The organism is Stenotrophomonas sp. BIGb0135, assembly GCF_024810105.1.
GTDB lineage: Bacteria > Pseudomonadota > Gammaproteobacteria > Xanthomonadales > Xanthomonadaceae > Stenotrophomonas > Stenotrophomonas maltophilia_AB.
In genome coordinates this window covers 154,480-172,338 of the sequence record NZ_JANUDX010000008.1, presented here as the reverse complement: position 1 = coordinate 172,338, position 17,859 = coordinate 154,480, and the positions used below count along the sequence as shown (strand labels likewise).

The 17,859-nt window shown below is 69.1% G+C and carries 19 protein-coding genes and 1 tRNA gene; 11 read left to right on the top strand and 9 right to left on the bottom strand.

The annotated features are described in order from the left end of the window. Positions 1-78: 78 nt before the first annotated feature. Positions 79-528, bottom strand: a complete 450-nt coding sequence (locus tag M2421_RS15985; protein WP_259208562.1) for a PA2169 family four-helix-bundle protein — start codon at positions 526-528, stop codon at positions 79-81. 229 nt (positions 529-757) lie between these two features. Next, complete coding sequence (locus M2421_RS15980; RefSeq protein WP_259208561.1) at positions 758-979, bottom strand: hypothetical protein; 222 nt, start codon at positions 977-979, stop codon at positions 758-760. 163 nt (positions 980-1,142) lie between these two features. On the opposite strand from M2421_RS15980, the gene M2421_RS15975 reads away from it, so the two are divergent. Further along, positions 1,143-2,249 carry an alpha/beta hydrolase gene (locus M2421_RS15975; protein ID WP_259208558.1) on the top strand — a complete coding sequence of 369 codons (1,107 nt, stop codon included), beginning with the start codon at positions 1,143-1,145 and terminating at the stop codon, positions 2,247-2,249. Positions 2,250-2,274: 25 nt separating this feature from the next. Here M2421_RS15975 and M2421_RS15970 read toward each other — a convergent pair whose 3' ends face one another. Beyond that, positions 2,275-2,850: a hypothetical protein gene (locus tag M2421_RS15970; RefSeq protein ID WP_259208556.1), complete on the bottom strand. Its 576-nt coding sequence runs from the start codon at positions 2,848-2,850 to the stop codon at positions 2,275-2,277. 392 nt (positions 2,851-3,242) lie between these two features. Between M2421_RS15970 and M2421_RS15965 the strand changes: the two genes are divergently transcribed. Both M2421_RS15965 and M2421_RS15960 read left to right on the top strand, forming a co-directional pair. Next, positions 3,243-3,737 (top strand): ferritin-like domain-containing protein, encoded by a 495-nt coding sequence (locus M2421_RS15965; RefSeq protein WP_259208555.1) that lies wholly within the window; start codon positions 3,243-3,245, stop codon positions 3,735-3,737. Between the two features lie 187 nt (positions 3,738-3,924). After that, positions 3,925-4,176, top strand: coding sequence for a hypothetical protein (locus M2421_RS15960; RefSeq protein ID WP_259208553.1), 252 nt, complete (start codon positions 3,925-3,927; stop codon positions 4,174-4,176). 94 nt (positions 4,177-4,270) lie between these two features. Here the strand turns inward: M2421_RS15960 and M2421_RS15955 are convergent. Then, a tRNA-Arg gene (locus M2421_RS15955) sits at positions 4,271-4,347 on the bottom strand. Between the two features lie 128 nt (positions 4,348-4,475). Beyond that, entirely contained in the window at positions 4,476-5,321 is an 846-nt protein-coding gene (gene kdsA / locus M2421_RS15950) for a 3-deoxy-8-phosphooctulonate synthase (protein WP_259208551.1), read from the bottom strand. A 214-nt stretch (positions 5,322-5,535) separates the two neighbouring features. Between kdsA and M2421_RS15945 the strand changes: the two genes are divergently transcribed. The 8 genes from M2421_RS15945 (at position 5,536) to M2421_RS15910 (ending at position 12,369) form a co-directional block, all read left to right on the top strand. After that, entirely contained in the window at positions 5,536-7,068 is a 1,533-nt protein-coding gene (locus M2421_RS15945; RefSeq protein WP_259208550.1) for an aldehyde dehydrogenase family protein, read from the top strand. Then, positions 7,065-7,829 carry an SDR family oxidoreductase gene (locus M2421_RS15940; protein WP_259208548.1) on the top strand — a complete coding sequence of 255 codons (765 nt, stop codon included), beginning with the start codon at positions 7,065-7,067 and terminating at the stop codon, positions 7,827-7,829. The genes M2421_RS15945 and M2421_RS15940 overlap by 4 nt, the downstream gene beginning before the upstream one ends. 46 nt (positions 7,830-7,875) lie before the next feature. After that, on the top strand, positions 7,876-8,187 hold the full coding sequence (locus M2421_RS15935; RefSeq protein ID WP_259208547.1) for a DUF4190 domain-containing protein: 312 nt from the start codon (positions 7,876-7,878) through the stop codon (positions 8,185-8,187). 88 nt (positions 8,188-8,275) lie between these two features. After that, positions 8,276-8,560 carry a DUF4190 domain-containing protein gene (locus M2421_RS15930; RefSeq protein ID WP_259208545.1) on the top strand — a complete coding sequence of 95 codons (285 nt, stop codon included), beginning with the start codon at positions 8,276-8,278 and terminating at the stop codon, positions 8,558-8,560. Positions 8,561-8,567: 7 nt separating this feature from the next. After that, positions 8,568-9,338 carry a class I SAM-dependent methyltransferase gene (locus tag M2421_RS15925; RefSeq protein ID WP_259208543.1) on the top strand — a complete coding sequence of 257 codons (771 nt, stop codon included), beginning with the start codon at positions 8,568-8,570 and terminating at the stop codon, positions 9,336-9,338. A gap of 9 nt (positions 9,339-9,347) precedes the next feature. Further along, on the top strand, positions 9,348-10,403 hold the full coding sequence (locus tag M2421_RS15920; protein WP_259208541.1) for a quinone-dependent dihydroorotate dehydrogenase: 1,056 nt from the start codon (positions 9,348-9,350) through the stop codon (positions 10,401-10,403). Next, the gene (murB, locus tag M2421_RS15915; protein WP_259208539.1) at positions 10,400-11,449 is read left to right on the top strand and encodes a UDP-N-acetylmuramate dehydrogenase; all 1,050 of its coding nucleotides are present in this window, start codon (positions 10,400-10,402) and stop codon (positions 11,447-11,449) included. The genes M2421_RS15920 and murB overlap by 4 nt, the downstream gene beginning before the upstream one ends. A gap of 32 nt (positions 11,450-11,481) precedes the next feature. Next, positions 11,482-12,369, top strand: a complete 888-nt coding sequence (locus M2421_RS15910) for a DMT family transporter (protein ID WP_259208538.1) — start codon at positions 11,482-11,484, stop codon at positions 12,367-12,369. A 55-nt stretch (positions 12,370-12,424) separates the two neighbouring features. Here M2421_RS15910 and M2421_RS15905 read toward each other — a convergent pair whose 3' ends face one another. From M2421_RS15905 to M2421_RS15890, 4 genes are all read right to left on the bottom strand, one after another. Then, entirely contained in the window at positions 12,425-13,453 is a 1,029-nt protein-coding gene (locus M2421_RS15905) for a phosphotransferase (protein ID WP_259208536.1), read from the bottom strand. Between the two features lie 96 nt (positions 13,454-13,549). Next, on the bottom strand, positions 13,550-15,775 hold the full coding sequence (locus tag M2421_RS15900) for an ATP-binding protein (RefSeq protein WP_259208533.1): 2,226 nt from the start codon (positions 15,773-15,775) through the stop codon (positions 13,550-13,552). Continuing rightward, on the bottom strand, positions 15,772-16,980 hold the full coding sequence (locus tag M2421_RS15895) for a hypothetical protein (protein WP_259208531.1): 1,209 nt from the start codon (positions 16,978-16,980) through the stop codon (positions 15,772-15,774). Before M2421_RS15895 ends, M2421_RS15900 begins: the two co-directional genes overlap by 4 nt. Positions 16,981-17,071: 91 nt before the next feature. After that, on the bottom strand, positions 17,072-17,599 hold the full coding sequence (locus M2421_RS15890; RefSeq protein WP_259208529.1) for a DUF3592 domain-containing protein: 528 nt from the start codon (positions 17,597-17,599) through the stop codon (positions 17,072-17,074). Positions 17,600-17,859 lie beyond the last annotated feature (260 nt).

Here is a 17,859-nt window from a genome sequence, read left to right as displayed (position 1 = left end):
CCGGGCGTGCCGGGGCTGTCCATGCGCGAGGCCCGCGCATTCACCCACGCTCTGGCGCAAGCACCAGGGCGGGTGGGATTACGGCTTCATCGCGTGCTTGCGATCGCGCATCACCGCATGGCATTCCTGCACCTGCGGCAGCAGGCGCTGCACTTCCTGGCGCGCGGCCGGCGGGGTGTCCGCATCGGTAAGGGTGTCCTTGAACGCCTTCAGCAAACGGTCTTCGGATTCTTCCAGTTCGGCCACGTAGCCGTACTGGGTGTCGCCCAGGGTGGCGCGCACCTTGCCGTAGAACTGCTGCATCGAGCCGACCACGGTGCCGTGCTCGGCGGGCTTGCCACCGGCGGCCAGCACGCTGGCGCTGAGCGAGCGCACGATCTCGTCCTTCACCCCGGCGATGCGGGTGAACAGCGAAGACAGTTCCGCGTCCTTCACCTTGCCGGCGGCTTCGGTGTAGAAGTCCTTGCCATCGCGGGCGATTTCGATCAGGTCGTTCAGGGTGTGCGTGGTCTTGGTTTCGGTAGTCACTGAGATCTGCTCCTGTGTTTCTTTGGGCTTGCCCGTGCTTGGGTGGGTCCACCTTTCCGCATCGGCAATGAAGTCGGCGTGACACCCAAAACGGACGGTTCAGCGAGGTGTGCGCGCGGAAAAACAGTTGTTTGCATGACGTGTGGACCGCGCCATGGCGCCGTCACGAATACGCCCGCCATGGCGCATACGGCAGCATGAAACATGCCCCCTCGTGCGCGCTTGCCGCTCAATGCGGCGCATGGCCGGGCGACGGTGGATCTTCCATGGGCGGCGTCGACGGCGACGGGTCCCGCTCGGGCGGAACCTCGGTCGGCGGCTCCTGCGCGGGCGGGTCTTCGCGCACCGGTTCTTCGACCGGTGCCGGCGGTGGCACCGGCACCTCGGGCGTGGGTGTCTGCGCGCACAGCGGACGCTGCGCGACCGTTTCCTGCATGGCATCGTGGTGCATTCAGTGGTCTCCTTCGGGGTATCGTCCTGCAGCATCCACCGCCTGCCGTCACGAGCCCGCGAGGACGCCGCGCGCTGGCGCGCGGCGCCGCCCCGTGCGGCACGCGGCGCGCGCAGCTTGCGGCTATCCTGTGCGACCTCCTCCATTACTGCTGGATCCGCCCATGGGTAGGTCGATACGGATATCACTGCTGGTCCTTGGCCTGGTTGCAGGCGGCGACGCGCTCGCGCAGGCAACCCCACCCGACGCCGACGGCACGCGCCAGGTGCCCACCTTCCCGCTGCCGATCTCGCCCTTCCTCAGCCCGGAAGCACAGGCCAGCGTTCGCAATGGCGTGATCCACGGCGATCCCACCGCCAAGCTGGACAACACCGCCGTGCGCGCGCAGCTGGGGACAATCCGCAGGGGCGCCGACCAGTGGGCGTATGCCGAGATCGCCGAACTGCGCAAGCGCTACCCGGTGGAGCTGCACAACGAAACCTGGAACGGTGTGCCCGTGGTGCGCGTGCAACCGCGCAGTGCCCCGGCCGATCCGACGCAGCGGCGCCTGCTGATCGAACTGCATGGCGGTGCGTTCGTGTTCGGCCGCGCCGACAGCCTCGGCCTGCTTGAGGCGATCCCGGTAGCGGCGATGACTGGCATGACCGTCGTGGCGGTGGAGTATCGGCAAGGCCCGGAGCACCGCTTCCCCGCCGCCAGCGAAGACGTGGCAAGCGTGTACCGCGCCGCCCTCGAGCAGATGCCGGCCAGGCACATCGGCCTGTTCGGCTGCTCCGCCGGGGGCGTGCTCACCGGTGAATCGCTGGCCTGGTTCGCCAAGGAAAAACTGCCGATGCCGGGCGCCGCCGGGCTCTTCTGCGCGGGCGGCGATGCGCGTTACGGCGGTGATTCCCGCTACGTGATGGCCGCGCTCAACGACGCGCTGCTGCCACATGCCGACGGCAGCCTGCCGATCATGGAGGACCTGTATTACGGCGATGTCGACTTCCGCGATCCGCTGGTGTCCCCGATATTCTCCGAGCCGCTGCTGGCGCAGTTTCCGCCCACCCTGTTCATCACCGCCACCCGCGCCGCCGAGCTGAGCAACGTGGCCTACATGCACGGCCGGCTGGTGGACCTGGGGCGCGAATCGGACCTGCATGTGTGGGAGGGCCTGGGCCATGCCTTCCACCTGGATGCCAAGCTCCCGGAGAGCCAGCAGGCGTACCGGGTGATGGCGCGGTTCTTTGCCAGGCACTTGGAGGCGACGCTGCCTGCTCCGCCGCGCTGAGGCACCATGGGCAGCGCTTACCGGCTCACTCCAGCACGTCGTGGGCCGAGAGATTCTTGTAGATGAACCGACCGTCCTCATCCCATTCGGGCAAGGACAGGTCCAACAGCGACAGGTCCACCGCGCACTGCGCGGTCGTAAGTCCGGCGAGGCTGTCCAGCAGGTACGCGCGAAATGCCTCGACGTCGAAGTCGCGCGGGCGACGCTTGCGCGCGTACCAGTTGTCGACCGCGCGCAGCAGGGCCGCTTTGTAGGCGACCAGTTGAGCGCTTGCATCAAGGAAGCGCACATCGTGCCAGTCCAACTGGCCGACCGAAAGGAGTTGCCGCAGCTTGGGCGTGTAACGCGAGAAATCGGCCGGCATGGCGCCGGACGAGCCGATGGCAGTGCCATCGACCGCGTCGTACATCTCGAATCCGAATATGAAAACGTCGACAGCGGCGCCGAAGCTCTGCCCCGACAAACGCTGCTTCAGGAACGCTTCCATCTGGCACAGATCGAGCCACCAGGCACCCTGGCTCAGATCAAACCGCCACCCCGATTTCAGCTTCGTTGCGTCCCTGGCCTTGGCCGGCCACGTGGTCATCTGTCGAAACTCCATCCCCGTCTCCTGGCATCGCGTCCTGGCGATGTTCAAGACTACCCGGCTGGCGATCACCATGCACCTGGCCGGCGCCGGTCAGCGCATGCGACGTTCGAACCCGGTCGGGTGACCTGGGTTGGGCGCAAACGCCGTCGAACGCGGGGGCCGCAGGATCCTCCACGGCCGGGCAGAGGGTATCGACGCGAGCATTCGCGCCGCGTCATATGGAAGGGGCTTGCCTGCGACGCCACCCTCACCCTGTATGCACCGCCGCCACACCACGCGAGGTCCCATTGCGCAGCAACCGGCATCCATCGAGGACATGTCTAGACGAGCCTCACAGGAACCCCCCGTTCAAGTAACAACCATGCGCCTAGCCTGCACTCTCCAACACACCCCGGTGCAGACACATGGCAATCAAGACGATGGAAGATCTCTTCATCCACGAGCTCTCCGACATCTACAGTGCGGAAAAGCAGTTGACCAAGGCGCTGCCGCGGCTGGCCCGCGCCGCAACCAACCCGGCCCTGAAAGCCGCATTCGAGCTGCACCTGGAGGAAACCCAGGGCCAGGTCGAGCGCATCGACGCGGTGGTCGAGCTGCTCGGCATCCGGCTCAAGCGCATCAAGTGTGCAGCGATGGAAGGCTTGGTCGAGGAAGGCAAGGAGGCCGTCGAGAGCATCGAGGAGGGTCCGGTACGGGATTCGGCCCTGATCGGCGGCGCGCAGAAAGTGGAGCATTACGAAATCGCGTCCTACGGCACCATCGCGGCGTTGGCCAAGCAGCTCGGCTACAAGGACGCGCTGCCGCATCTGCTGGCCACGCTGCAGGAGGAGAAGGCCACCGATGACAAGCTGACCCTCATCGCGAAGGGCGGCGACGGGAAACCTGCGAAGGCGGCATGAGCCCATCCGGCTCGGCGAGCCGTCTGGACTACCTGGCCGCCGCGTCCCTCGCGGCGGCCAGCCGGGACTGCGCTACTCCCCTGCCGGGCTCAGGTTCCGGCCACCGCCGCCGATATCCAGCCAAGGGGCCTGGCGCACTGCGTCGCCACCTGCCCCGCCCTGGCGACACTGACGGACATCGATACCCATGACCTGTACAGGCGTTTTCGAACTGATTGAAGTCAACGTCCCCACCGAAGCGCGCGACGCGCGCGCATCGTGGCTCAGCTCGGTGGCTGCCGCCTGCGTTGCGTGCAAGCGCCACTTCACCGCCAGCGGCGACAACGGTTTGCAACTCATCCCCGGCGGGGTGGCCATCACCTGCCCGGGCTGCAAGACGCGGCAGGCGATCAGCCGGGCGCGGTTTGATGGACTGCTGCGGCAAGAGCGGCAGGGCTAGCAGCGAATCGGGGGCCCTGAACGCGGCGACAGACACCCTAGCCTGGCCTGTATGGGCTGGCAGCCGAGCGGCAGGATTGACGCTGCAGGAATGATGGTGACCCCGGCCCGATTCGAACGGGCGACCTTCCCCTTAGGAGGGGGACGCTCTATCCAGCTGAGCTACGGGGCCAAGTGCGGTGCGGGGCGAGATCCGCCCGGCCGCTGGCTGCACCGGCGCGATGCGCGGTGCAGCCGTGAAGGATACCCACATTCAGCGGCGGGACCAAGGCCACCGCCGCAGCGCGCGGGTCCGCCGGGTCAGCGGATGTCCAGTTCCGGGAAGCCCTTGACCAGCTCGTCGAGCGCCTTGATCTGCACCAGGAACGGCTCCAGCGCGGCCAGCGGCAGCGCGCTGGGGCCGTCGCAACGGGCGTGGTCCGGATCGCGGTGGGCTTCCAGGAACAGGCCGGCCAGGCCAAGCGCCATGCCGGAACGGGCCAGTTCCGCCACCTGGCGGCGGCGGCCACCCGAGGCATCGCTGCCGGCGTCCCGACGCTGCAGGCTGTGGGTGACGTCGAAGATCGCCGGCAGGCCGCCGGTGGATTCGATCATTTCGCGGAAGCCCAGCATGTCCACCACGAGATTGTCGTAGCCGAACTGCGCACCGCGCTCGCACAGGATGATGTTCTCGTTGCCCGCCTCGCGGATCTTGGACACGATGTGCTTGATCTGGGTGGGGCTGAGGAACTGCGGCTTCTTGATGTTGACCGCGCGGCCCGTGCGTGCGATCGCCTCGACCAGGTCGGTCTGGCGCGCCAGGAAGGCCGGGATCTGCAGTACGTCGACCACCTCGGCGACCGGCGCGGCCTGGGCCACTTCGTGCACGTCGGTGATCACCGGCACGCCGAAACGACGCTTGACCTCCTCGAAGATGCGCAGCCCTTCCTCCAGCCCGACGCCACGGAAGGACTTGATCGAAGACCGGTTGGCCTTGTCGAACGACGCCTTGAACACGTACGGGATGCCGAGCTTGGCGGTGACCGTGGTGAAGTGTTCGGCCGCGTGCAGGGTCGAATCGAGGTCTTCGAGCACGTTCAGGCCGCCAAACAGCACGAACGGCAGTCGATTGCCGACAACCACGCCTTCCGCAACGGTAACGTTCATTCAGATTCCTTGGGGCGAACAATGGGCGACATTCTATCCGGTTGCAGGGGAAGAGAAGCCGGGCATGGCCCGGCTCTACCTGTTTGGGGCGAGGGCGTCCGCGCCGGGCGCAGCCAGGCATCGCCTGCGTCGACCGGGTAGAATCGGCGTTCTGCATGCCGCCCCCCACCCTGCCAGCGGCTGCGCCCTTTTTTGATACGCAACAGGAGTTTGCATGTCCTCTGAGCTGCTCAAGGCCCTTGGCCTGGACGCGACCAACGCTGGCACCTATCTGGGCAACGGCGAGTGGTCTACCGCCACCAGCGCCGGTGTGATCACCCCGGTCAACCCGACCACCGGTGAAGCGATCGCCACCGTGCACGCCACCACCGACGCCGATTACGAAACCATCATCGCGCGCGCCCAGGAAGCCTTCCACGTGTGGCGCACCACCCCGGCCCCGCGCCGTGGCGAAGCCGTGCGCCTGTGCGGCGAAGCGCTGCGCGCCAACAAGGATGCGCTGGGTTCGCTGGTCGCGCTGGAAATGGGCAAGAGCAAGCCCGAGGGCGACGGTGAAGTGCAGGAGATGATCGACATCGCCGACTTCGCCGTGGGCCAGAGCCGCATGCTGTACGGCTACACCATGCATTCGGAGCGTCCGGGCCACCGCATGTACGAGCAGTACCAGCCGCTGGGCCTGGTCGGCATCATCAGTGCGTTCAACTTCCCGGTCGCGGTGTGGGCGTGGAACGCGTTCCTGGCCACGATCTGCGGCGACATCTGCCTGTGGAAGCCGTCCAACAAGACCCCGCTCACTGCCATCGCCTCGATGCGCATCTGCAACGAAGCGCTGCGCAACGGCGGCTTCCCGGACCTGTTCTTCCTCATCAACGATGCGGGTACCGAGCTGTCGCAGAAGATGGTGGCCGACAAGCGCGTGCCGCTGATCAGCTTCACCGGCTCGACCCAGGTCGGCCGCCAGGTCGCCGAGAAGGTCGCCCATCGCCTGGGCCGCTGCCTGCTGGAACTGGGCGGCAACAACGCGATCATCCTGGATGAAACGGCCGACCTGAAGCTGGCCATCCCGGGCATCGTGTTCGGTGCGGTCGGCACCGCCGGCCAGCGCTGCACCACCACGCGCCGCCTGATCGTGCACGAATCCATCCATGACGACGTGCTGGCCACGCTGATCAAGGCGTACAAGCAGGTGGAAGGCAAGATCGGCGATCCGACCGACCCGGCCAACCTGATGGGCCCGCTCAACAGCGACGGCGCCGTGCAGCAGTTCCTGGCCTCCATCGAGAAGGCCAAGGCCAGCGGCGGCACCGTGGAAACCGGCGGCACCCGCATCGACCGCGCCGGCAATTTCGTGCTGCCGGCGATCGTCACGGGGCTGAAGAACAGCGACGAAGTGGTGCAGCACGAGACCTTTGCGCCGATCCTGTACGTGATGAAGTACAGCACGCTGGATGAGGCCATCGACATGCAGAACGGCGTGCCGCAGGGCCTGTCGTCCTCGATCTTCACCACCAACCTGAAGACCGCCGAGCGCTTCCTGTCGGCGGCCGGCTCGGATTGCGGCATCGCCAACGTCAACATCGGCACCTCGGGTGCGGAGATCGGCGGTGCGTTCGGTGGCGAAAAGGACACAGGCGGCGGTCGTGAGTCCGGCTCGGATGCCTGGAAGGTCTACATGCGCCGCCAGACCAACACCATCAACTACTCCGATTCGCTGCCGCTGGCCCAGGGCATCAAGTTCGACCTGTGAGCGGCCCCTGCCTGGATTTCAGCGGCCGCCGGGTACTGGTGGCCGGTGGCAGCAAGGGCATCGGCCGCGCGATGGCGCTGGCGTTCGCTGCGGCGGGCGCCCGCGTCTCGGTCTGCGCACGCGGTGAGCAAGGGCTCGCCGCGCTGCGTACCGATGCGCAGGCACTGGGCCTGGACGTGCATACCACGTCGGCGGACCTGGCCGTGCTGGACGACATCGGCCGCTGGCTGGCCGATGCCGCCGGCGCGCTCGGTGGCATCGACGTGCTGGTCAACAACGCCACCGGCTACGGCATGGCCGATGACGAGGCCGGCTGGGAGGCCAGCCTTGGCGTCGACCTGATGGCGGCCGTGCGGGCCTCGCGCCTGGCCCTGCCCTGGCTGCAGCAGTCCAGCGACGCCTGCATCCTCAACCTGGCCTCGATCGCGGCCCAGCAACCGCGCCCCGGCGCGGCGCCCTATGCGGCGGCCAAGGCCGCCCTGATGCACTACACCACCTCGCAGGCGCTGGCGCTGGCCCCGCGGCGCATCCGCGTCAATGCCATCGCACCAGGCTCGATCGAGTTCGAGGACGGCCTGTGGGCACGCCGCCGCGAGCAGGACCCCACGCTGTACCACGGCACCCTGGCCAAGATTCCGTTCGGCCGCTTCGGGCAGCCGCAGGAGATCGCCGATGCCGCGTTGTTCCTGTGCTCGCCGCTGGCACGCTGGATCACCGGCCACACGTTGAACGTGGATGGCGGCCAGGTCCTCATGGGCTGAGCCTCCCGCTCCGCCATGCAGCGCATCGCCATCCCGGAGGATGTCGATGTCCCAGCCCCCACCCCTCGGCAATACCCTGGCCAGGGTCAGCCTGATATTCGGCGTGCTCGACTGCGTGGTCCTGCCCGTCGTCGGGCAGTGGGTCGCGATCATCACCGGCCACTGGGCACGGGCGCAGATCCGGCGGCGCCACGCGCCGATGGACACCGATGCGTTCGCCCTGGCCGGGCTGACGCTGGGCTGGATCGGCTTGATCGTCCTGCTGGTGGTGGCCGCGGTGATGGTGTTCCGGGTGATTCCAGCGCTGAAGGCGCTGGGCCAGGTTCTGCTGGACGCCCCGCTGCTTCGATCGCACTGAGCGGCCGCCGCCAACGCCTGGGCCTTGCCGTCGATGGGATAAACCGGCCACAGGCACTATCATGGGCACATTGCCTTGGAGGAACCGGATGAACCAGCCACTTCGACAAACCAGCGCGCTGGCCGTGGTCAGCCTGGTCATGGGGATCGTCGGCTGGACGGTACTGCCGTTCATCGGCAGCCTGGTGGCGATCATCACCGGGCACATGGCGCGCGCCGACATCCGTCGCCAGCCGCAGGCGCTGGAAGGCGACGGACTGGCCCTGGCCGGGCTGATCCTGGGCTGGGTGGCGGTGATCGGCAGCATACTGGTGGTGATGGGCTTCCTGTTGTTCTTCGGTGGACTGGCCCTGTTTGCCGCATCCCAATCGTGAGGTCGGCATGAGCGCATCGGATTCGACGGAACGCTTCAGCAGTCGCGTCGCCGACTACGTCCGCTACCGCCCCGATTACCCGCCGGCGCTGCTGGACTGGCTGCATCGTGATATCGGCGTGCCGACCGAGACCCTGGTCGCCGATATCGGTGCCGGCACCGGCATCTCCACCCGCCTGTTCCTGGCCAGCGGCCACCCGGTGATCGCGGTGGAGCCCAATGCAGCCATGCGCGCGGCCGCCGAGCAGTGGCTGGCCCCGGACTACCTGCGCCTGAAACTGGTCGACGGCACCGCCGAAGCGACCACGCTGGCCGACCACAGCGTCGGCCTGGTGGCGGCCGCGCAGGCCTTCCACTGGTTCGACACCACCGCGGTACGCGCCGAATGGGCGCGCATCCTGCACCCGGGCGGCCTGGCGCTGGTGTTCTGGAACTCGCGGCTGCTCGATGCCTCGCCGTTCCTGGTCGGCTACGAACAGTTGCTGCTGGAGTTCGGCACCGATTACACCCAGGTCGCCGAGCGCTACCAGGACGATGACGCCATGCGTGCCTGGTTCGGCCCCGGCCTGCGTGGAATGGCCAGCTTCCCCAACGTGCAGCGGATGGACCTGGATGGCCTGCGCGGCCGCCTGCTGTCGTCCTCCTACGCGCCCCAGGCCGGCCACCCGCGCCACGCGCCGATGCTGGAGGCGCTGCAGCAGCTGTTCGACGCCCATGCGGTGGACGGCCAGGTCGCCTTCGAATACCACACCCGTGCCTTCGTCGGCACGCTGGACTGATAGAACGCCATGTACTCGCTTGCCCGTCCCTTCCTGTTCGCCTTCGATGCCGAGCGTGCCCACGGCCTTGGCCTGAGCGGCCTGGAGCTGGCCTACCGCACCGGCACCACGCCGTTGCTCGCCGGCCGCATCGCACCGCTGCCCACCCAGGCCTTCGGCCTGGCGTTCCCCAATCCGGTCGGCCTGGCCGCCGGCCTGGACAAGAATGGCGAGCACATCGACGCACTGCTGGCGCTGGGCTTCGGCTTCGTCGAGATCGGCACCATCACCCCGCGCCCGCAGGCGGGCAACCCCACACCGCGCCTGTTCCGGCTGCCGGCGCACCAGGCCATCATCAACCGCATGGGGTTCAACAACCTCGGCGTGGATGCGCTGGTGCGCAACGTCGAACGCGCCAAGCGCCGCACCGGGCTGCTCGGCATCAACATCGGCAAGAACAAGGACACCCCCAACGAGCAGGCGTTCGACGACTACCAGCACTGCCTGCAGAAGGTCTACCCGCTGGCCGACTACATCACCGTCAACATCTCCTCGCCCAACACCGCCGGCCTGCGCGAACTGCAGGAAGAGAACGCGCTGCGACAGCTGATCTCGCAGCTGCGCGACAGCCAGGAAACATTGGCCGCGCGGCATGGCAAGCGCGTGCCGATGCTGGTCAAGGTGGCGCCGGACCTGAGCGACCGCGACATCGACGCCGCCGCCCGCGTGCTCAGCGAGCTGAAGGTGGATGGGGTGATCGCCACCAACACCACCATCGACCGCAGCGCCGTGGCGGGCGACCCGCGCGCGCAGGAGGCCGGCGGCCTGTCCGGCGCGCCGCTGCTGGGCCAATCCACCCTGGTGCTGCGCCGCCTGCGCGCACGCCTGCCCGAATCGATGCCGCTGATCGGCGTCGGCGGCATCCTGTCCGGTGCCGATGCCGTGGCCAAGATGTCCGCCGGTGCCGCGCTGGTGCAGTGCTACAGCGGCCTGATCTTCCGTGGCCCGGCCCTGGTGCAGGACTGCGTGGAGGCCATCCGCCGTCGCCGCGAAGCACCCAGCCGTGGCGCGGTCGCCCCCCTATGAGTAATGCGATGCCTGCCTGGACCCTGACTGAAAACGCCTCGCTGAAGGCGCTGAACACCTTCCACGTCGAGGCCAGCGCCGCGCAGGTGCTGGAACTGGACGATGTGACCCTGCTGCCGGACGTGCTGGCCCTGCCCCAGGTGGCGGACCGGCCGCTGCTGGTGCTCGGCAGCGGCAGCAACGTGCTGCTGGCCGGCGACGTGGAGGGCACCGTGCTGGTGTTCGCCAACCGCAGCATCGACATCCTGGAACACCGCGCCGACCACACCATCGTGCGCGCCGGTGCCGGCGTGAACTGGCATGGACTGGTGATGTGGTCGCTGCAGAACGGGCTGTCCGGGCTGGAAAACCTCGCGTTGATCCCCGGCACTGCCGGCGCCGCCCCGATCCAGAACATCGGCGCGTACGGCGTGCAGGTGGACGAGTTCATCCAGGCCGTGGAAGCGTGGGACCGCGAGGCGGCGGCCTGGGTGCGGATGGACGCGGATGCCTGCCAGTTCGGCTACCGCGACAGCGTGTTCAAGCAGTTCCCGGACCGCTACCTGATCAGCGCCATCGAGCTGCGCCTGCCGCTGCTGCACGCACTGCGCCTGGGATATGCCGGGATCGACGAAGAAATGCAGGCGATGGGCGTGGAGCTGCCGGTCGCCGCGGACGTGGCCAACGCGGTGATCAACATCCGCCGGCGCAAGCTGCCCGACCCGGACGTGCTGGGCAATGCCGGCAGCTTCTTCAAGAACCCGATCCTGCCGCTGGAACAGGTGGAGGTGCTGCTGCAGCACTTCCCCGACCTGCCGGTGTACCCGGCCGACCAGGACGACCGCCGCAAGCTGTCGGCGGCCTGGATGATCGAGGCCTGCGGCTGGAAGGGCTACCGTGACGGCGATGCCGGGGTGTCGCCGCAGCATGCCCTGGTGCTGGTCAACCATGGCGCGGCCACCGGCGCGCAGCTGCTGGCGCTGGCGCGGCAGATATCGGCCTCGGTGCTGGAAAAATTCGGCGTGCCGATTGAGCCGGAGCCGCGCCTGATCGGCGCGCAGTGGTGACCCCGCCACTCGCCCTGCCCGCCCCAGCCCCGATGCGTGCCGCACTGCTGATGCTTGGCAGCACGATGGCGTTCGGGTTGATGGCGGTGGCGATCCGCTACGCCACCCGCTCGGTCCCCACCCAGGAGGTGGCGTTCTTCCGCAACGCCTTCGGGCTGCTGGCGCTGCTGCCGATGCTGCTGCGCCCGGGCCGGGCCTCTCTGCGCACGCAGCAGTTGCCGCGCTACCTGCTGCGCAGCGCGATCGGGCTGGCCTCGATGCTGTGCGCGTTCTGGGCGATCGGCCACCTGCCGATGTCGCAGGCGATCTCGCTGTCCTATTCCACGCCCTTGTTCGTGACCATTGCCGCGGTGCTGTGGCTGGGGGAAACCGTGCGCGCCCGGCGCTGGGCGGCGGTGGTGGTCGGGTTCATCGGGGTGTTGATCATCGTGCGCCCCGGCTCGGACAGCTTCACCCCCGGCATCCTGGTGGCGGTACTGGCCGCGGTGCTCAGCTCACTGGTGGCGATCCAGATCAAGCAGCTGACCCGCGTGGACAGCGCCGATGCGGTGGTGCTGTACACGTATGTGTTCTGGGTGCCGCTGTCGCTGGTGCCGGCCCTGTTCGTCTGGGTCTGGCCGGCGGGCATGGCCTGGCTGTGGCTGGCGGCGACCGGCCTGTTCGGCACCGTCGGCCAACTGCTGTGGACCCGCGCACTGCGCCTGGGCGATGTGTCCGCGTTGACCCCGATCAGCTTCATGCAGCTGCCGCTGGTGGCGACGCTGGGCTGGCTGCTGTTCGGCGAACGCCTGGATCGCTGGACGGTGATCGGCGCCGGCATCATCCTCGCCGCCAACGCCTACATCGCCCATCGCGAGGCGGTGCTGTCGCGCCGCGCGGCCTCGCAGGCCGCCTCCGCCGCGGCCAAGCCGGGCGAGTAAGCCGGCCCGGCCGGCGCAAGCGGCAGCGCGCCACGCCCTGCGTGGCCGTCCTCGTTCAGTCGACCGCGGCTGCCCAGCTGCGTGCGGCGCTGTCGACCACGTTGCCCGGCGCGAACTGCTCGTCCATGTAGCGCAGCGCCTGGCGGCGCTGGGTGGGCGGGCGTGAGGCCGCGCCGGGTTCGAGCAGCAGGTCATGGAACTCCTGCACGTCCTGCAGGATCCGCCAATGCCGGTAGTAGGCCAGGCGCGCCGGCTCGACCGCCACCGGGCCGTAACCGTCGCCGAAGCCCGGCGGATCCTCGCGTCCCCAGCGCCCACCCACGGCGGCGCCGACCAGCATCAGGTCGCGCTCGCGCGGGGCCAGCAACATGTCGTCCCAATCGATCAGGCTCAGCCCCCCGTCCGCACGCAGCAGCAGGTTGCCCGCGTGCAGGTCGCCATGGCACAGCACCCGCCGCAGCGGCTGCCGGACCAGGCGTTCGCGCAGCGCCACGCAGCGCTGCCAGACCTCGGCGATGCGCGGCCGGTGCTGGCGCCAGCTGGCCAGGTATTGGGCGGCCAGCGCATCGGGCACCGGCCAGCGCGCATCGCCGCGGCGCAACCACGCGCCAACCCGCTCCACGGCGGTGTCATCATCGAAGCCCGGTTGCGCCAACCCGGCGGCCAGCGCGGGCGGCAGCCGCGCCTCGTGCACCTGGCGCAGCACCTCCCCCAGACGACGCCACTGCGCCTGCGACAGCGCGGCCTCGAAGCCGGACTGGCCTTCGATATAGGCGAACAGGGTCCATTGCAGGCCATCGGCACGCACCGCCGCGGCGCCATCCAGCGCGGGCTGCGGCGCGGTGACTTCCACCAGGCCCAGCGGCCCGCGCAGGTGCTGCAATACCTGCCACACCGTGTCTTCCACCGCGTAGCGGCGACATTTCAGCCAGTACCGGGCGCCGTCGTGCGCGCCCACCTGGTAGACCGTGGCGCCGGCGTCGGCACCGGCCGGGCGCTGCACCACCGAGGTGGCGCGCACGCCCCAGGCCTGTGCCAGCACCGCGCCAATCTGCGAAGAAGAGAGTTCCTGTGGGTGCAGCATCCATCCGCCGTGTTGCACGAGCATCGCCCCACTATCGCAGAATCGCCGCGCAGTAGCAGCGCATTGCGTCACGCTGCGGCGCGACCGGCATGCGTGCTACGCGGCCGGCCCGGCAGCATCGCGCTCTGCAACCCTGCCCGCCATCGCCTGCAGTTCTCGCTGGTGCAGCGTCCGCGCTTCCTCGCCCTGGAACTGGGTGGCAAACAACGGCACCGCGAACACGAACCGCGGACCGTCATCCTCGCGCCGGATCACGTAGGCCAGCTGCAGCCGCGCCAACGCGCGGCGCAGCGCTTCGGGATCGATGCGCACGCCGGCCCCATCGAAGTCGGCCAGCAGCTCGTCCAGCCCCACGCTGCGCTCACCGGTGCCACTGAGCTGCGCGCAGGCGACGCGGTACACCACGATCCGATCGATGCGGTTGGCCTCCGCGTCCGGGGTCAGCCGGGCCCAGCCGGCCAACGCATCGAAGACCGGCTCGGCCACCAGCGCGGCGTGCAGGTGCGTCGCGTCGATCACGCGTTCGCCGCGGCCCAGCTGTGCCAGCAGCTGCTGACAGACGATCGCGACCAGATTGGCGCGCCGGCCACACGCGGCCACCAGCCGCCGGGGCAGCTCCGGCGCGCTGAAGTGCACGCCCAGGCGCGCCATCGGCTCGGTTGCCAGGGCCTGGCAGGCCGCCTCCTCCAGCCCGCCGACATGGATCACCTCACCGAAGTTGCGCAGCGGCGAGGCGAAATCCAGGGTGACCGCTTCATACAGGTCCCAGAATCCGGCCAGCATGAAATGGCAGCGCCCCTCTTCGCTGATCGCGCGCAAGGCGGCCAGTTGCGGGTAACCGGCACTGGCATCGGCGCGCAGGAACAGGTCGGTCTCATCGACCAACAGCAGCAGCCGGCGCCCACCGGCCTGCGCGGACAGCGCGGCGACCACGGCATCGATGTCGGCGGTTTCAGGCAAGCCCAGCTCCACCGCCAGGCGCACGCCGAGGCGGTGGTCGCGCAGCGACAGGTAGCGGCAGTGCACCCGCGGATGCCCGGCGAAACGGCGCTCGATCGCCTTCATCAGGCTGGTCTTGCCCAACTGCCGGCCACCCACCAGCAGGTAGTTGCCGGGCTCGCGGTTGAGCACCCGGGCCAGCAGCGATTCGCGTCCAAAAAACGCCGTCGGCCGGGTGATGCCGCCATGCGTCTGGTAGGGGGAGATGCGGGTCACCTTCAGTTGCCGTGCCAGCAACGCCAGCAGCGCGGCCGCGGCATTGGGCTGCAGCAGCCAGCGGCTCTGCGCGACCTGGTCCAGGCAGACGCACAGGTTGGCGGGGTCGTCGGCATGGGCGACCAGCGCGGGCTCGGCTGCCAGCGATGGGCTGACCACCAGGACCACGTCCTGCCCGTTGGGCATGCCGCGCACGTGCTGCACGATCGACTCGCCGCTCAGGCCGTTGTCGGGGAGGTAGACCCATAGGCGCTCCAGCGCCAGGGGCATGGCATCGGGCAGCGTCCACTCGCGCACGCAACCGGGCAGCGACCATCCCGCCGCCGGGGCGTCGACGGCACCGATCCGCGCCGCCAATGCCGCCGCCTGCTGCGTCGCGGGCGCCTCTGCATGGCGCAGTGCCTCGCGCCACCGCACCGTGGCCACGCCGGCGTCGGCCAGCACGCGCGCGCGCAGGCGTACCCAGCCCAACTGCCGGTCCAACGCCGGCAACGCCTGCAGCGGCTGCTCGAACAGGCGCCGCGGCGCGCGCACGATGCCGGCAATGGCCGGCTGCACGCGATACCAGACCAGGCCAAGCGCCACCAGCACCACCAGGGTGATTCCGAGCAGCAGGCCCAGCCATTCGATGATGGTCCAGGGCGCACTGGCCTGGCAGTCCGGCGCCAGCCAGCGCGACGGTGGCGCCGGCTCGCCGGGCCGGCAACGCCAACTGCCGGTGGCCGGGGTCAGCGTGTGCTCCAGCACGGTGCCAGCCAGCCCGGCGCTGGCCGGGAAGCGGTCGGTAAACCGCAGCCGCAGCACGAACGGTGCCGGCAGCTCGGCCACCAGCAGCGCCTCCGCGGGGTCGTGCACACCCGGCACGGCGATCTCGGCGGGCCACTCGCCCTCCCGTTCCCAGTAGCCCTGCGCTTCCTCGCGCAACAGCAGCATGTCGATGCGGGCACGCTGCATCAGCATCATGCTTTCGCCGTCGTGCGAGATCTTCCACGCCACCCACGGGTTCAACATGGGCGCCACGAACAGGCTGGCCACGAACCAGGTCACGGCCACGATCAACAGCAGGCGCACGACGCGCCCACGCGACAGGCCCGCGCCGCGGCTCATGCGGGCACCTCGGCGAGGCCGTCGATCACCTGCCGCACCGCGCGGCGGATCGCCTCGCAGCGCCATTCCAGCCATGCACCGTCGGCATGCGCGCGCGCTGCCAGCAGGTTGTGCCAGTACAACTGGCGCAGCAGCGGATCCACCAGGTACGGACGTGCCGGTGCAAGCCGCGGACGCGCCAGCCACGCATCCACCGCGGCGCGCGCGGCCGGGTCGCGCAGCAGCGGCAGCAGGGCTTCCCACAGGCGCGGATGCGTGGCCAGGGCAGCGATCATCGCGTCGTCGTCCAGCGTGGGCGCCGGCGCGGGCGTGGTCAGCAGGGCCAGTGCGGCCTGGGCCAGCAGCGGGTGGCCGCCGGACAGGTGCAGCGCGCGGGCCAGCAGGGCGTCCGGCACATTGGCTGCGTTGCGCTGCAGGTCCTCCAGGCCCAGTTCGGGCCACTGCTCGCTGGCGGCGATGTTGAGCAGCGACAGGTCGCCGCCCTGGTATTTCAGATCGGCCAGTGCGGCACCGCCACAGATCAGCAGGTGCAGCTTGCCGCTGTACATTTCGCTGAGGCTGCGCAGGATGCCGGCGAGCACATCGCGTGGGCCGGGCGCACCCTGTTCGAAGCGGCTGACCAGGCAGAACAGCGCGCCGGGTTGCTGCAGGTGACGCGCGAGCGCCGCTTCGAAACCGGCATCGGAGTCGATCCCGTCCAGCCCGCACTGCGCGGCCAGCAACGCGAAGTAGTCCTGGTCATCCACGCCGGCACGGAACGGTGGCTGCAGGTGCAACACCCGATCGTGGCCGTAGCGGCGCGCCGCTTCGGCGAGCATCGCCTCGCGTTCCGGCGGTTGCCCCCAGTGCGCCTGGGTCAACAACAAGCTCACCGGGTACGGTCGCAGGGCCTGTAGACGGTCGAACAGACGCACCACCGTGGCCGGGACCGGCGCATGCGTGACCGGCTCCGCCGGCTCCACCGGGAACTCCGGCTCGAAACCGGCCGAGCACAGCAGTGCGTTGCTTTCCGTTTCGGTCAGGCGCAGGTAGTTGGCGCAGGCCAGCACGCGGTCACGGTGACGACGGCTGGGCAATGACGCGCCCGCGCGCCAGTTGTTGACCGCCTCGCGGCTGATCCCGATCTCGGCGGCGACGCCGCCGGCGCTGGCCCGGATGCGGCGCATGTGGCGCGAGAGCAGTTCCGCGAACGCCGGGACGGGCATGGAGGGGGACCAGAACGGGTGGGAATCGGCCACCCTACCGTGGCCGTTTCTGCTGTCAACCATCGGGGCGGCCTGCCGTGTCGGGACCGGATCAGGCTGCCGATGCGGCGTGTGGCTGGCGCACCACGAACAGCTTGCGGGTCAGCAGCAGGAACACCACGAAGGCCAGCACGCCGAGCAGCACCACGCCGACCGACAACCGGCCCAGCACCGCGCCCAGGTCCTTCTGGCCCTGCAGCCGGTCCATGCGTTCAAACCGTGCCGGGTCGGCGCGGGCATACGCCACCTCGACCTGCGCCCCGTCCTCCAGGTACGGCGTCGCATTGTCTTCGGAGGTGCTGAATTCCCCGTGCCGTGCCACACCGTCGACCACGAACTGATAGCGGAACTGATAGGTGTGGCTGACCCGGCCCTTGCGCCGGCTCTCCTCGATGTGGTCCAGCTGCACGGGCACCTGCACGCTGACGGGATCCTTGAGGATGGCCTGCGCCTGTCGATGGCCACTGAGCGCGGTCCAGGCAAAGCCGATGGCCAGGCCGACGTAGCCAAGGATGCAGAGCCAGCGCGCGGCGCGCGTCAGGCGTGCGTGCGAGGTATCGGAAACGGGAATGCTGATCATGGTGGTCCCCCGGTAGTGATCGTCATGGCCAGCCCTGGATGTGGACTGGCACCGGGAAAGTGTGCGGATGGGCGACCCGCGGGTGAACCGCCAGCCCGTCAAGTTGGCGCGTCACGCACTTGACGATGCGTCAAGCAGCGACGATCAGACGCATTCGTCCCGCAGTCGATGCAACGCCCTTCGCTGCGGGTCGGGCGCGATGCCCGGCGGGTGGCGTCCGCCACGCTCCTGGCCTACGCTCGCCACACCGCCACACCCGG

Coding starts and splice junctions, on each gene's coding strand:
- M2421_RS15920 (WP_259208541.1), top strand. CDS start 9,348: ATGTACTCGCTTGCCCGTCCCTTCCTGTTCGCCTTCGATGCCGAGCGT.
- M2421_RS15960 (WP_259208553.1), top strand. CDS start 3,925: ATGACCTGTACAGGCGTTTTCGAACTGATTGAAGTCAACGTCCCCACC.
- M2421_RS15900 (WP_259208533.1), bottom strand. CDS start 15,775: ATGAGCCGCGGCGCGGGCCTGTCGCGTGGGCGCGTCGTGCGCCTGCTG.
- M2421_RS15970 (WP_259208556.1), bottom strand. CDS start 2,850: ATGGAGTTTCGACAGATGACCACGTGGCCGGCCAAGGCCAGGGACGCA.
- M2421_RS15965 (WP_259208555.1), top strand. CDS start 3,243: ATGGCAATCAAGACGATGGAAGATCTCTTCATCCACGAGCTCTCCGAC.
- M2421_RS15945 (WP_259208550.1), top strand. CDS start 5,536: ATGTCCTCTGAGCTGCTCAAGGCCCTTGGCCTGGACGCGACCAACGCT.
- kdsA (WP_259208551.1), bottom strand. CDS start 5,321: ATGAACGTTACCGTTGCGGAAGGCGTGGTTGTCGGCAATCGACTGCCG.
- murB (WP_259208539.1), top strand. CDS start 10,400: ATGAGTAATGCGATGCCTGCCTGGACCCTGACTGAAAACGCCTCGCTG.
- M2421_RS15930 (WP_259208545.1), top strand. CDS start 8,276: ATGAACCAGCCACTTCGACAAACCAGCGCGCTGGCCGTGGTCAGCCTG.
- M2421_RS15910 (WP_259208538.1), top strand. CDS start 11,482: ATGCGTGCCGCACTGCTGATGCTTGGCAGCACGATGGCGTTCGGGTTG.
- M2421_RS15905 (WP_259208536.1), bottom strand. CDS start 13,453: ATGCTGCACCCACAGGAACTCTCTTCTTCGCAGATTGGCGCGGTGCTG.
- M2421_RS15935 (WP_259208547.1), top strand. CDS start 7,876: ATGTCCCAGCCCCCACCCCTCGGCAATACCCTGGCCAGGGTCAGCCTG.
- M2421_RS15980 (WP_259208561.1), bottom strand. CDS start 979: ATGCACCACGATGCCATGCAGGAAACGGTCGCGCAGCGTCCGCTGTGC.
- M2421_RS15895 (WP_259208531.1), bottom strand. CDS start 16,980: ATGCCCGTCCCGGCGTTCGCGGAACTGCTCTCGCGCCACATGCGCCGC.
- M2421_RS15890 (WP_259208529.1), bottom strand. CDS start 17,599: ATGATCAGCATTCCCGTTTCCGATACCTCGCACGCACGCCTGACGCGC.
- M2421_RS15925 (WP_259208543.1), top strand. CDS start 8,568: ATGAGCGCATCGGATTCGACGGAACGCTTCAGCAGTCGCGTCGCCGAC.
- M2421_RS15975 (WP_259208558.1), top strand. CDS start 1,143: ATGGGTAGGTCGATACGGATATCACTGCTGGTCCTTGGCCTGGTTGCA.